Origin of the sequence: Burkholderia perseverans (assembly GCF_022870505.1) — a bacterium.
Lineage (GTDB): Bacteria > Pseudomonadota > Gammaproteobacteria > Burkholderiales > Burkholderiaceae > Burkholderia > Burkholderia plantarii.
Map to the genome: position 1 here is coordinate 3985441 of NZ_CP045094.1, position 12296 is coordinate 3997736.

The 12296-nt window shown below is 67.6% G+C and carries 12 protein-coding genes; 6 read left to right on the plus strand and 6 right to left on the minus strand.

Going from position 1 to position 12296, the window contains the following annotated elements; all coding sequences use genetic code 11:
* Window positions 1-96: 96 nt before the first annotated feature.
* From BpN12_RS32290 to BpN12_RS32310, 4 genes are all read right to left on the minus strand, one after another.
* Window positions 97-513, minus strand: a complete 417-nt coding sequence (locus BpN12_RS32290) for a hypothetical protein (protein ID WP_246796148.1) — start codon at window positions 511-513, stop codon at window positions 97-99.
* 150 nt (window positions 514-663) lie between these two features.
* Window positions 664-1365 carry a hypothetical protein gene (locus BpN12_RS32295; RefSeq protein WP_246796149.1) on the minus strand — a complete coding sequence of 234 codons (702 nt, stop codon included), beginning with the start codon at window positions 1363-1365 and terminating at the stop codon, window positions 664-666.
* Between the two features lie 474 nt (window positions 1366-1839).
* Window positions 1840-2139, minus strand: a complete 300-nt coding sequence (locus tag BpN12_RS32300) for a HigA family addiction module antitoxin (protein WP_246796150.1) — start codon at window positions 2137-2139, stop codon at window positions 1840-1842.
* Between the two features lie 146 nt (window positions 2140-2285).
* Window positions 2286-3173, minus strand: a complete 888-nt coding sequence (locus BpN12_RS32310) for a LysR family transcriptional regulator (RefSeq protein WP_246796151.1) — start codon at window positions 3171-3173, stop codon at window positions 2286-2288.
* An 89-nt stretch (window positions 3174-3262) separates the two neighbouring features.
* Here BpN12_RS32310 and BpN12_RS32315 point away from each other — a divergent pair, with 89 nt between their 5' ends.
* From BpN12_RS32315 to BpN12_RS32335, 5 genes are all read left to right on the plus strand, one after another.
* Window positions 3263-3763 (plus strand): lactoylglutathione lyase family protein, encoded by a 501-nt coding sequence (locus tag BpN12_RS32315; protein ID WP_246796152.1) that lies wholly within the window; start codon window positions 3263-3265, stop codon window positions 3761-3763.
* Window positions 3760-4749 carry a zinc-binding dehydrogenase gene (locus tag BpN12_RS32320; protein ID WP_246796153.1) on the plus strand — a complete coding sequence of 330 codons (990 nt, stop codon included), beginning with the start codon at window positions 3760-3762 and terminating at the stop codon, window positions 4747-4749. The genes BpN12_RS32315 and BpN12_RS32320 overlap by 4 nt, the downstream gene beginning before the upstream one ends.
* A gap of 124 nt (window positions 4750-4873) precedes the next feature.
* Window positions 4874-5407, plus strand: a complete 534-nt coding sequence (locus tag BpN12_RS32325) for an SRPBCC family protein (protein WP_246796154.1) — start codon at window positions 4874-4876, stop codon at window positions 5405-5407.
* Window positions 5408-5503: 96 nt separating this feature from the next.
* Window positions 5504-6205 carry a type 1 glutamine amidotransferase domain-containing protein gene (locus BpN12_RS32330; protein WP_246796155.1) on the plus strand — a complete coding sequence of 234 codons (702 nt, stop codon included), beginning with the start codon at window positions 5504-5506 and terminating at the stop codon, window positions 6203-6205.
* A gap of 160 nt (window positions 6206-6365) precedes the next feature.
* Window positions 6366-6827, plus strand: coding sequence for a GNAT family N-acetyltransferase (locus BpN12_RS32335; protein ID WP_246796156.1), 462 nt, complete (start codon window positions 6366-6368; stop codon window positions 6825-6827).
* An 88-nt stretch (window positions 6828-6915) separates the two neighbouring features.
* Here BpN12_RS32335 and BpN12_RS32340 read toward each other — a convergent pair whose 3' ends face one another.
* Both BpN12_RS32340 and BpN12_RS32345 read right to left on the minus strand, forming a co-directional pair.
* Window positions 6916-9102 carry a hypothetical protein gene (locus BpN12_RS32340; RefSeq protein WP_246796157.1) on the minus strand — a complete coding sequence of 729 codons (2187 nt, stop codon included), beginning with the start codon at window positions 9100-9102 and terminating at the stop codon, window positions 6916-6918.
* 191 nt (window positions 9103-9293) lie between these two features.
* Window positions 9294-11633, minus strand: coding sequence for a hypothetical protein (locus BpN12_RS32345; protein ID WP_246796158.1), 2340 nt, complete (start codon window positions 11631-11633; stop codon window positions 9294-9296).
* 262 nt (window positions 11634-11895) lie between these two features.
* Here BpN12_RS32345 and BpN12_RS32350 point away from each other — a divergent pair, with 262 nt between their 5' ends.
* On the plus strand, window positions 11896-12267 hold the full coding sequence (locus BpN12_RS32350) for a lysozyme inhibitor LprI family protein (RefSeq protein WP_246796159.1): 372 nt from the start codon (window positions 11896-11898) through the stop codon (window positions 12265-12267).
* The last annotated feature ends 29 nt before the right edge of the window (window positions 12268-12296 follow it).

Genomic DNA, 12296 nt, shown 5'->3' on the forward strand with positions numbered 1-12296 from the left:
GCAAACTACTACAGGCAACTCAGAAATACCGCTGACGTGCCTGTATTAACTTAAACCAACCAGCCTCCACGATTCCCGGTGCGATTCAATCTCGAGCTAGCTGCCGCTACTCGCAGTGGTGGGCAAGTAGGTCACTGTCGCCGATAGGTAGCTGGCGCAGTTGGCCTGCGGCCCGTTCACGTTCGAGGCGCCGGACAAAACGGAATTGCCGAGACCGTCGCTCACTATCTTCATGTTTTGGAAGGATATGGTTAATCCCGGCGATGCTGAACAATCAAATATCGTTTGACCTAAAAACGAGAGCTTGGAGTTATTGAAAAATGCAGCGCTGACGTTGGAGTAGTATCCGAACGCCATATAGGATATTTGCTGCCCAAACTGTGAGCACGAGTTAGTGAACGATGCTTTTGAAGCGGCGACGCACGCATCGGATGCTGGAGTGATGGGTGACTGCCCAGGGGTGGTTGAGCCGTAAGCGATGTTGTTGATCGTATTGCCGTTCGAAAAGGTCATCGCAGCACAAGCGTCTTGCGAAATCTGCTTCCAGCCGACGCTTCCCGCGTGAAACGTGAACGTACTGCCGTACTCGGTTAGGTTGATAGAGGAACCATCGGTGAGGTTGTCGTAGAAACAACTCCCGGATACGGGGGCAACTGCAGGTGTTCAGTAGCTCTGAGAGACGCCCGTCTCTGCAGCCAGTATCCCGTCTTGGCCAATTTGAAGTCCCAGCAGCTTCAGAAGGTCAGCAAGGCCAGTGACGATACCCACAAGCCCCTGCTTCATCACAGGGTTATTGCCGTCGGTGTACTGGATGTCGTAGCGAGGGTTGTACGTTGGGCCACCAGAGTTAAACGCTCCGGTCGCGGCGTTCGTACTCACTGAAGGATCGGCCGCGGTCAGGTCCGTCACCTCCGCGGTCTTGTTCAGCTTAATTGTTGGACTGGATGTGGAATCCTTCCGAATTTCTATCCTCTTCCCGGACTCTTTCTTTTCGACTACTGCACCGCGATGCATTACGTCTTGAATTTGCTTCCACTGGTTCACCGTGGCGTCGCCCGGAACGCCTTCGAGCATCAAAGACTTGCAATTGGCGCGGTCAACCGCAATTTCCTTCTTCACAAACGGTTGGTTTGAAGGGACAACAGATTCAAAATTGTACTGACATGACCCATCCGGCATTTTTTTGCCTAGTTGAATGTACTTCCTGTAGCTCTTCCATCCCACCGGGTCTGGGTAGTTGAAATTCTGAACTCCTGGCGATGCCAAGAATGTTCGTATCTGACTATCATCAGTTATCTCCGGGTCTTTTTCCGCATAAGCAGATACGCAAACAGCAAATCCGAGAAAAAGCAAAAGAGCCTTCATGACGAGCCCCCAAAGAAATATTTATTTTTTGACGCAATTGCTTCGAAAACTCTCTTTTCGGGAACAATCGAAAGAAAAACATCCGACAAATAATACATGACCAAGAATGAAGGAATGTTAACTAAATTCAATACGGCCTTTGAATAACACAATGACAGTGAGATGAGTGGCTCCAGGGCCTTTTATTTTTGAATATCCCCGATATCACTGTCTGATTTATCTCGTTGCCTGCGTTAGACGATGCGTTACCGGCAAGCCGGCCGCGCCAATGGATGGTCCGATAGCGCGTGGACCACGATTCCGGTGTCCTTCCCAATCTTGCGCACCTTATTACGTTACGCCGTCGGTGCACTCCCATCGATGCGGCCCGGGCTTCCTGCCTCCAACGCTGATGACCTGCTTCGAGCGACGTTCCACAACATCGCCGGCGAGGTGCCCGCCAGACCGGCACCTCGATTCCTAGCGTGAACGCGTTCACGCCCGCGCGTGATCCCGAATCCCGCACAGCACCTCATCGCCGATCTTGTCCTTGGCAAGCTCGGTGTCGTAGTGAGTCTGCAGGTTCATCCAGCTCTGCGGATCGACGCCGAAATACGCGCCGAGGCGCACCGCGGTATCGGCCGTGATCGCCCGTTCACCCTTCACGATTTCGTTGATGCGACGAGCCGGCACGCCTATCGCCTTCGCCAGTGCATATTGGCTGATGCCCATCGGCTCCAGCCAGTCGAGTGCCAGGATTTCGCCGGGCGTCGCCAGAGGAACTTCTCGCGCCATGATTTTCTCCAGGCTACATCAGTGGTAGTCGACAGTTGATGCGGACACTGTACTGACCTTTGCGGCCGCCTTTCAACGCTTCGAGCCGATGGCTCGGCGGAATGCGCTGGTACTCCAGATCAATCGCCGCACACAAACTCCCAAACCTACACCTCCCCCTCCCCAAACGCCCCCCGCTCCCGCAACCACCCCACCACCCACCCCGCCCTCGCCGACAGCGGCCACTCCGCGCGACGAATCAGCCACAGCGTATCCACCACCGCCGCCCCGCATGCCACCACCTCGATCGCCTCGCCGCGCGCGAACGCCTGCCGCGCATGGCGCGGAATCACCGTGAACCCGAGCCCCCGCGCCACCGGCTCCAGGATCAGCGCGATCTGGTTGCTGAAGCCGTGGCACGGCAGCGTCCGCACGCCCGGATTGCCCGGGAACCGCCGCGCCAGCAGCCGGCTCGCCATCGCGAAGCCGTCCGGATGGTCGATGAACCCCAGCCGCTCCAGATCCTCCCAGCGCTCCACGCAGGCCCCCGCCGGCACCACCAGTTCCAGCGGCTCCTCGGCGAACCGCTCCACGGCCAGCCGCGCGTCGTCAGGCTTCAGCGTCACGAGCCCGAACTCGTACTGCTTGCGCAGCACCGCCTCCAGCACCTCGGTATCGGGCGCGAAACGATGCCGGATCACGAGCCCGCGGTGCTCCTGCTGCAGGCTCAGCAGCAGCGGATACAGCGCCAGCCCCACGCTGCCCGGCGTGATCAGGCTGATCTCGCCGCGGTCCGCCACGCCGTCGGCGATCCGCACCTGCAGCCGCCGGTCCGCCTGCTCGATCTCGTGGCAATAGTCGAGCAGCGCCTGCCCGGCCGGCGTCAGCTCGATCTGCCGCGCGCGCCGGATCACCAGCACCCCGAACTGCGCCTCCAGATGCCGCACGTGGTGGCTCACCGCCGCCTGCGTGAGGCCGAGCCGGTCGGCCGCGCGCGTGAAGTTGCCGTGTTCGGCCAGCGCCACGAACGAGCGCACCCACTGTGGATTGAGCATGACCAAGTTTTATGGATTGGATAACGATCCATTAGAACATGCGGGGGTCGCGCGACCTTACGATCAGCATCAGTCATTGGAGGTCAACCGTGTCCCAACCGTATCCCCGCAGCTTTTCCCACATTGGCCTGTCGGTCACCGATCTCGACGCGGCCGTGAAGTTCTACACCGAGGTGATGGGCTGGTACCTGATCATGCCGCCCACCACGATCACCGAGGATACGAGCGCGATCGGCGTGATGTGTACCGACGTATTCGGCGCGCAGTGGGGCTCGTTCCGCATCGCGCATCTCTCGACGGGCGACCGCGTGGGCGTGGAAATCTTCGAGTTCCGCAACGCCGCGAAGCCGGCCGACAACTTCGAATACTGGAAGACGGGCGTGTTCCACTTCTGCGTGCAGGATCCGGACGTGGAGGGCCTGGCCGCGAAGATCGTCGCGGCGGGCGGCAAGCAGCGCATGCCGGTGCGCTACTACTACCCGGGCGAGAAGCCGTACCGCATGGTCTACATGGAAGATCCGTTCGGCAACATCCTCGAGATCTACAGCCACAGCTACGAGCTGACCTACTCGGCGGGTGCCTATCAATGACCGCGACGGCGCCGTATCGCGCGTGGGCCTGGCAGGGCAGCCCGGAGCCGCTCGGCCTCGCGCTCGTGCAGCGGCCCGCGCCGGTGCCCGGCGCCGGCCAGGTGAGCGTGCGCAACGCCGTGATCGGCCTCAACCCGGTGGACTGGAAAGTGCTGGGCGGGCTGGACGGCTGGCGCCCCGGCCACGTGCCGGGCGTGGACGGCGCCGGCACGGTGGTGGCGCTCGGCGCCGGCGTGCCGGCCGGATGGCTCGGGCAGCGCGTGGCCTATCACACCAGCCTGCACCGCGACGGCAGCTTCGCCGACTGCACGGTGGTGGACGCGCGGGCGCTGCTGCGCGTGCCGGACACGCTCGACCTCGACACCGCGGCGAGCTTCCCTTGTCCGGCGCTCACCGCGTGGCTCGCGATCGACAAGGTGCCGGCCCGCGCGGGCCAGCCGGTGTTGATCTCGGGCGCGGGTGGCGCGGTGGGGCAATACCTGCTGCAGCTGGCCGTCGCGCGCGGCCTCGAGGTCACGGCGATGGCGAACGCCCGCCATTGGGAACGGCTGCGCGCGCTCGGCGCGCATGACTGCCTCGCCGGCCCGCTGGCCGAAGGCGAGCCGTGGGCCGGCGGGCGCCGCTTCCGCGCGGTGTTCGACACGGTCAGCGGCGGCCATGCCACGCGCCTCGCGGCGGCGCTGCAGGCCAACGGCCATCTGGTCTGCATCCAGGATCGCGCGCCGCTCTGGCCGTGCGAGCCGTTCGGGCTCACGCTGTCGATGCACGAGGTGGCGCTGGGCGCGCTGCACGTCCACGGCGACGATGCGGCCTGGGCGCAGTTGCGCGCGGCGGGCGAGGCGATGCTGGAAGCCGTCGCGAAGGGCCTGATGCAGCCGGAGGCATGCGTGATGCAGGGCTTCGACACGCTGCCGGCGCTGCTGGACGCGCTGCGCCATCGCAGCTTCAGCGGCAAGGCGTTGATCCGGATCGAGCCGCCGGCTTGAACCACCGGCTTGAACGGCGCACGGCTTCGCTTCGAAGGCCGCCGCGCCCATGACGTCGAACCCATCCGGCACACGATGCCGGCATGGTCCGGCGTCCCCATCGAATGAAGGAGTCGATACCTTGATGAAAATGAATGCAATCGTCTGGCCCGAAGGCTTCGTGCCGGGCTACACGGACAACTTCGTCTCGAACGAAGTCACCGTGGCGGGCCTCACCGCGGCCGAGGTCTGGCCGCTGCTCGCCACGCCGTCGCGCTGGCCGGGCTACTACCTCAACTCGGCCAACGTGCGCTTCCACGACGGCCGCGGCCCCGAGCTGGCCAGCGGCGACCGCTTCTACTTCGAGACGTTCGGCTTCCCGGTGGAAGCGCAATGCAACGAATACATGCCACCGGCGGCGGGCCAGCCCGGCCGCGTGGCCTGGCACGGCTGGGCCGGCGAGCCCGGCGCGGCGGACCGCCTCGACGTCCATCACGCATGGCTGGTCGAGGATCTCGACGGCGGCCGCGTGCGCATCCTGACCCAGGAAACGCAGAACGGCGAGCCGGCGAAGCAGCTGCGCAACACGAAGCCGAACCCGATGATCAACGGTCATCAGGACTGGCTCGACGGCCTCGTTGCCGCGGCCGCAGCCGCACGGGCGAAAGCGAACCCGTGACACGCGACCCGCGCGACCTCGCCACCTCCGATGCAATCCAGTGCCGGCGCCCCCGCGCCGGCCGCCTTCACGTTCCCGACGGGAGAGACCGGACCGATGACTGCTGACACGAAGATCCTGCTGGTCCTGACCTCGCAGGCGACGATGGGCGACGATCCGCGCCCGACCGGCGTCTGGTTCGAGGAACTGTCCACGCCGTACTACGCGTTCGTCGACGCGGGCCTGACGGTGGAGATCGCCTCGGTCGCGGGCGGCAACGTCCCGGTCGATCCGCACTCGATCGAGGCCGAGGGCAGCCGCGCGCCGAGCGTGGCGCGCTTCCTCGCCGACGCGGCGGCCATGACGCGGCTCAGGCAGTCGCTCGCGCTCGACACGGTGTCGGCCGACGGCTACGCGGCCGTGTTCCTGCCGGGCGGACACGGCACGATGTGGGACCTCGCCACGAGCGAACGCCTTGCGAGCCTGCTGTCGGCGGCGTGGGCCGACGGCAAGGTGGTGGCGGCCGTCTGTCATGGGCCGGCCGGGCTCGTCAACGCGCGGGACGTGGACGGCAAGCCGCTGGTGGCCGGGCGCCGCGTCAGCGCGTTCACCAATCGCGAGGAAGCGGCCGCGCAGCTCACCGAGATCGTGCCGTTCCTGCTGGAAACGCGGCTGCGCGAGCTGGGCACGCGCTACGAAAGCGGCCCCGACTTCGAGCCGTTCGCGCTGCGCGACGGCAGGCTCGTCACGGGCCAGAATCCCGCCTCGTCGGAACGCGCGGCGCAGCTGGTGCTGGAGGCGCTCGGCGCCGGCAAGTAATGCAGGCTCCGCGTGGCGGCACACAGCGGGCCGCCATGCGCTGGAGCAAGCCGCGCATCACGGCGCGTGGCTCCATCAATCTCGCGCCGCCTGGCGCTCATCAGCACGGCTTCGCACTCCTATACTCGGCCCGGAACCACTGCCACAGGAGTGCATTGTCGTGAATCAATCATGGTTGGTCCGTTACGCCGCGCCGGAGGATTTCGAGGCGTGGCTGCCGCTCTGGGACGGCTACAACGCGTTCTACGGACGCTCGGGCGCCACGGCGCTGCCGCGCGAGATCACCGATCTGACCTGGCGCCGCTTCTTCGACGGCTACGAGCCGATGCATGCGATGGTGGCGGAGTCGGCGGGGAAACTCGTCGGGCTCGTCCACTTTCTCTACCATCGCCACACCACGATGGCCGGCCCGATCTGCTACCTGCAGGATCTGTTCACGCTGGAGGAGACGCGCGGCAAGGGCGTGGGGCGCGCGCTGATCGAGGCCGTCTACGCGCAGGCGAAGCGCGACGGCGCCGAGCGCGTCTACTGGCAGACGCACGAAACCAACGAGACGGCGATGAAGCTCTACGATCAGGTCGCCGACAAGTCCGGCTTCCTCGTCTATCGGCACGCGCTGTAGCGCTCGCCGCGCTGCCGCGAGGGACGCGGCGAGCAATGAGTGAGCAGCGCGTGGGCAGCCGCCGTAGCGGCCACCCGCGCGCCCATGCTCAGGCCGCGTCGCTGCCGGTGCGGCTGCCGCTCGACGAGCCGCCGGCCGCCTTCTTCATCAGCGTCATCACGAACGGCAGGCACAGCAGGCTCACGAGCGCGCCGTCCACGCCGTTGTTGATCATGGTGCCGCCGAACTCGCCGAACTTCGGCGTCGTGACGCCGGTGCCGATCCAGGCCGAGCCCGAAATCGCCTGATCGAACAGCGACATCCGCGAGATGGTCTTCTCGAACGCGTCGCCCCAGTTGGAGCCGCTCGGCATGCGGATCGGATCATGGCCGATCGCCATGTGCGGCACCCCGGCCCAACCCTCGCCCACCGCCTGCTCGATGATGCTGCCGGTGATCTTGTCGAACACCTCGCCGAGCATGTTGGCGCCCACGTAGGCGCCACCGTTGAGCACCACCTCGCGGCCGAGCTTGCCCTTCGCCTCCGCCTTCTCGGTCTCGTTGGTCATCTTCGCGATGTCGTCGAGCTTGTTGGCGAAGCCCGCGCCCGACGTGCCGCCGGCCGTCTGCGCCCAGTTCACGAGGAACTGGTTGGCGCTGTACGGCGCGAAATTGGCGAGCTGGGCGAGCAGCGCGTTGCCGGCCTGCGGGTTGTCCGCATACGGCTTGATGGTGTTGGCGGTGTCGCGCAGGCCGGCGTAGACGACGGTCCGCGCCAGCTGCGGCAGCAGATCCTTCAGGTTGCCGGTGCGGCCGGCGCCGATCGCGGTGGTGATCAGGCCGACCAGCTGCAGCACGTTGCCGGCGTCGGCGGTCGGCGTGTTGGTGTTGCGCGCGCGGCGCATCAGCATCGCGGTGATGTTGCCGATGCCGACCAGCGCGATGATCGCGCCCGCGGCGGCTTCCTGCGCCTTCAGCGAACCCTCGCCCTGGTGCGCGTTCTGCAGATGCTGGACGAGGCCCGCCACCACCTCGCGGATCGCCGTGGTCAGCCCGACCGCCACCGCTTCATGGCCGCCGACGTGGCCGATGTTGCCGAGCCAGTTCATCAGCGCGGTCTTCTGCGCGGGCGTGGCGGCCGTCGTGGTGCCGGTACCGGGCGGATGCATCTCGATGGCATCGTCGTCCATGCCCACCGCCTCGCTTTCCGACGACGAGCTCGAGCGCTCCGATGCCACCTGGCTCGCGGCGTCGAACAACTCGTTGAGGTTGTAGTCGCTGCTCGACTCCGAGCCGCCGCTCACGCTCGCGTGATCGGCCAGCGAGCCGCTGCTGCCCGGCAGCGCCGGCAGGTCGGCGTGGCCGTCCTCGGACGAAGCCGAGCTGGTGGAGGGGCTCGTGCGCCGGCTGGCGGTGCTCACGCTCGCGCGGTCGGCCAGCGAACCGCTGCTGCCCGGCAGCGGCGGCAGGCTGGCGGAGTGGCCGTCCTCGGACGAGGCCGAGCTGTTGCCGGCCGATTGCCCGTACATGCCGCGCAGGCCGTAGCTCGACGGCGTGTTCGCCCCCGAGTTCGACGCGCTGCTCGAGACGCTGCTCGAATCGAACAGGCGGCCGAGCGCGAAGCTCGACTGCGAACTCGACGCCACGCTGCCGCGGCCCGACGGCGGCGCCAGATGCGTGTCCTGCCCGCTGCCCGACGCGCCCGGCGTTTCGCTGGCCAGATGCGGCGCGATTTCGGCAAACAGCTCCAGCAGCTGCGAGACCTTTTCCAGATCCCCGGCGATCGCGGCGTTGGTTTCCTCGGCCGTCATCGGCGTGTTGGCCGGCGCCGCGCTCAGCGATGCCGTGCTGATCTCCTCGATCGGGCTCGACGCACTGGAGCCGCCCACGGACGCCGAATCGATCGCCTCCTTGATGCTGCGCGCGAGCAGCGTCTCGGTGGGCGGCAGATCGGCGGGCGGATCGCCCACTTCGTCGAGCGATCTCGGCAGATGGCTGTCGGACGCGCTGCGCAGATGCATGCCCTGCGTGCGCGCGTTCAGCGCGATCGGGCCGCGCCGCGCGCCGGCATTGCCCGGCAGCGGCATCGTGCGCACCGACGGACGCGACGACGCCTCCGACGCATTCGACGCATTCGACGGGCTACGCGAGCGCTGCGGCAGCGCGCCCGTCACCGCGTTGGTCGATTGCTGGCTCGGTGCGTTGATGACCGGCAGCGGGGTGCCGGACTGCGAGGGCGTCGGCGACGAATTATCGGTGCTGGTAGGCGACGCGCCGCCGGTGACTTTGGGGGGCATGGCAAGGCTCACTGAATGGAATTGAACATCGACACTATAAAAACCCTGCGCGCCGGACATCACGGCGACACGAAGGCGACGGTGGCGACCCGAACAAACCGTGCTGTCAATCCGCTCGGCGCCCCGCATGACTTCGACGGGCGGGGTCACGGCGCCGCGCCCGGGGCCTCCGGCGCGCGGCCCGCGCCCGTTCAGGCCGGGTTGCCGCCGTTCACCGTGGCGCGCGCCTTCTTCATCAGCGTCATCACGAACGGCAGGCACAGCACGCCGACCAGCGCGCCGCCCACGGCGTTGTTGCCCATCGCGGCGCCGTAATCGCCGTACCGCGCCGGCGTGATCGCGGTGCCGACCGCGGCCGAGCTGCCGAGCGCCTGCCCGAACAGCGACATCCGCGAGATGGTCTTCTCGATCGCATCGCCCCACTCGCCCGCGTTCGGCAGGTGCGGGGCATCGTGGCGGATCGTCATCTGGCCGATCCCGCCCATGCCGCCCTCGCCGATCGCCTGCTCGATCAGGCTGCCGAGCAGCTTGTCGGCGATCTCGCCGGCCAGGTTCGCGGTCACGTAGGTGGTCAGCTGGCCCGGCGCCTCGGCGTCGAGCTTCTTGCGCGCCGCGTCGGCTTCGGTCTGGTTGCTCATCTGCGAGATCTCGTGCAGCGCGTTGGCATAGCCGGCGCCGGACATGCCGGTGCCCTGCGCCCAGTTCACGAGGAACTGGTTGATGCTGTAGGGCACCGTGTTCAAGCCCTGCGCGGCGAGGCTGTTGGCGCCCTCGGTGCTGATCCGGTACGGCATGACCGCGTTGATGCCGTCGCGACCGCCCGCGTAGACCACCGTGCGCGTGAGCTGTGGCAGCAGATCCTTCAGCTGCTGCGTCTTGCCCGCGCCGATCGCGCTGCTGATCAGGCCGGCGATCTGCAGCACGTTGCCGGCATCGGCGGTGGCCGTGTTGGTGCCGCGGTTGCGGCGCATCAGCATCGACATCAGGTTGCCGAGGCCGATCAGCGCGATCAGCGCACCGGCGGCGACCTCCTGCGCCTTCGCCGATTCCGGGTGAAGGTTCTGCAGATGGCGGATCAGGCCGTCGACCACCTCGCGGATGGCCGTCGTCACGCCCACGGCCAGCGCCTCGTGGCCGACGACGTGCGCGAGATTGCCGACCCAGTTCTGCAGGTCGGCGGCCAGCGTGGTGACGGCCTGATCGGTTGCGTTCGTGGCGTCGGTGCCGTTCGCTCCGGGCTGCGGCTGCGGCTGCGGCGCGGCGGTCGTGGTCGTGGTGGGCTGGCCTTGCGGCGGAGTCGGCGTGGCGGTGGCCGTGGTGCTCGTCTCGGCGGTGGGCCGCGTGCCGTGCGGGTTCGCGTCGACGATGTCCATTTCGATATCGCCGGGCCGCTCCGGCTCGACGCGCGGCGGCGTGGCCGCCTCGTTCGTCGTAGCGTTCGTCGCGTTCGTCGTGCTCGTGCTGGCGGGCGCGGGCGGCGCCGGCGTGTCGAGCGTGGCGAGGAATTCGGCCGTCTCGCTCACACCATGCCCCGCGTCGCTGTCGGGCAGCGGGGCGCGGCCCGGCGTGCGCGGCGGCGGGCTGGAGGTGCGCAGCGGCGCGCCGGTCGAGGCGGGCATGGCGGGCATGGCGGGTGTCATGGTCGGCGTGACCGGCGGCGTTTCGCTCGCGACCGACGACGTGCGGCGCTCGAAGGCCGGCGGCGCACTCGATGCACGCCTTGGCTCGGGCGTGCCCGTCGGCATGGACGGGGCGAGCGGGGCCGACGGCTGCGCGGTGCGCCCGAGCGGCTCCGACCCGGTCCCGCCGCCCGTTCCACCGATCCCCCCCGAACCGCTCTCGACCGGCGAGGCGAGCGAGGCCAGGAACTCGAATACCTGCGCGACCTTCTCCATCTCGGCCGCGCTGTCGATCTCGTCCTGTTCCGGCGAGGCGGGGCGGTTCGTGGTGCTGGCCGGCGCCACTTCCGTCAGCGCCGCGGTGCCGGCCAGGTGCTGGAGGTGCTCCGGTGGCGCGGCGTCCTCGATCGAGGGCGTGCCCGCCTGCTGCTCGACGGCCTGCTGGATGCGCATCGCGAGCTGCCGCTGCACGGCCGTCAGGCCCAGCGGCGGCTGGCTCAGGCGCGGGCGCGGCGTGCTCGCCTCGCCCTCGGAATGCCGGCGCGCCTGCGCGCCCTGCAACCGCATCGGCGCCATCGCCGCGCTCTCGGAGGAGCGCCGCGCGATCGGCGCCCGCGCGTCGGCCGGTGGCCGCGTCAAGCCGGGGGCGGGCGAACGCCCGGTCGGCAGGCTGATCGACGCGCGCCGCCCGGGTGGCGTGGTCGGCGTGGGCGACAGCGACGGACCGCGCGCCGGCGGCTCCGACAGCGCGCGCGGGCGCCCCGGCAGCGCGCTGCTCAACGGCGACAGCGCCGCGCTGCTCGGCCGGCTGGTCGGCTGGCTGACGGGAGAGGTGATGGGTGACGACGGGCTGTCATGCGGCGACGGTGCGACGGGAGTGGTGACGGGACTACCCTTGACCGAACCGACCATGACGAAACTCGCGAATGTGAGGTGTGTTCCGTCACTATAGAAAGCCGTAAACGGCTGTCACAGTCGCGACACGAAGTGTTCCGTCACGATCCGAACTCGCCGGCGGTGCGGCGGCAAAAAATCGGCAATTTTGTTAGCGCGTTTCGCGCACCGCACCGCCGCATCGGAATTTTTTACAATTTCGCGGAGGCGGCATCCGGTTCGCCGAACTCTCCGGCGGCCCCCCGGGTCCCATCCGGCATCACCGCTCGCCGGAGCCGCCATGCCTTCGTTTCTCCCGATCCGCCGCCGCGCGCTGCCCGCGCTGGCGCTCTCGCTGCTGGTCGCGCTGCCCGCCATGCCGGCCTCGGCCGCGAGCTTCGACTGCACGCGGGCGAGCCAGCCCGACGAGCGTGCGATCTGCGCCTCGCGCGTGCTGAGCGAACAGGATGTGGAAATGGCGGTGCGCTACGAGATGCTGACCGGACTCGTCGCGATGGGCACGCGCGGCGACATGCAACAGGCCCAGCACGACTGGCTGCAGCGCCGCGCGCGCTGCGGCGCGTCGGACGCCTGCCTGGCGGCCGCCTATCGCGACCGCATCGGCGTGTTGGTGCAGCAGTATCAGCAATTGAAACGGCGCGGGCCGTTCTGAACCATCGCGTGTCTGCCGTCCGCCGGCGT

Coding starts and splice junctions, on each gene's coding strand:
- BpN12_RS32290 (WP_246796148.1), bottom strand. CDS start 513: ATGACCTTTTCGAACGGCAATACGATCAACAACATCGCTTACGGCTCA.
- BpN12_RS32295 (WP_246796149.1), bottom strand. CDS start 1,365: ATGAAGGCTCTTTTGCTTTTTCTCGGATTTGCTGTTTGCGTATCTGCT.
- BpN12_RS32300 (WP_246796150.1), bottom strand. CDS start 2,139: ATGGCGCGAGAAGTTCCTCTGGCGACGCCCGGCGAAATCCTGGCACTC.
- BpN12_RS32310 (WP_246796151.1), bottom strand. CDS start 3,173: ATGCTCAATCCACAGTGGGTGCGCTCGTTCGTGGCGCTGGCCGAACAC.
- BpN12_RS32320 (WP_246796153.1), top strand. CDS start 3,760: ATGACCGCGACGGCGCCGTATCGCGCGTGGGCCTGGCAGGGCAGCCCG.
- BpN12_RS32325 (WP_246796154.1), top strand. CDS start 4,874: ATGAAAATGAATGCAATCGTCTGGCCCGAAGGCTTCGTGCCGGGCTAC.
- BpN12_RS32330 (WP_246796155.1), top strand. CDS start 5,504: ATGACTGCTGACACGAAGATCCTGCTGGTCCTGACCTCGCAGGCGACG.
- BpN12_RS32340 (WP_246796157.1), bottom strand. CDS start 9,102: ATGCCCCCCAAAGTCACCGGCGGCGCGTCGCCTACCAGCACCGATAAT.
- BpN12_RS32345 (WP_246796158.1), bottom strand. CDS start 11,633: ATGGTCGGTTCGGTCAAGGGTAGTCCCGTCACCACTCCCGTCGCACCG.
- BpN12_RS32350 (WP_246796159.1), top strand. CDS start 11,896: ATGCCTTCGTTTCTCCCGATCCGCCGCCGCGCGCTGCCCGCGCTGGCG.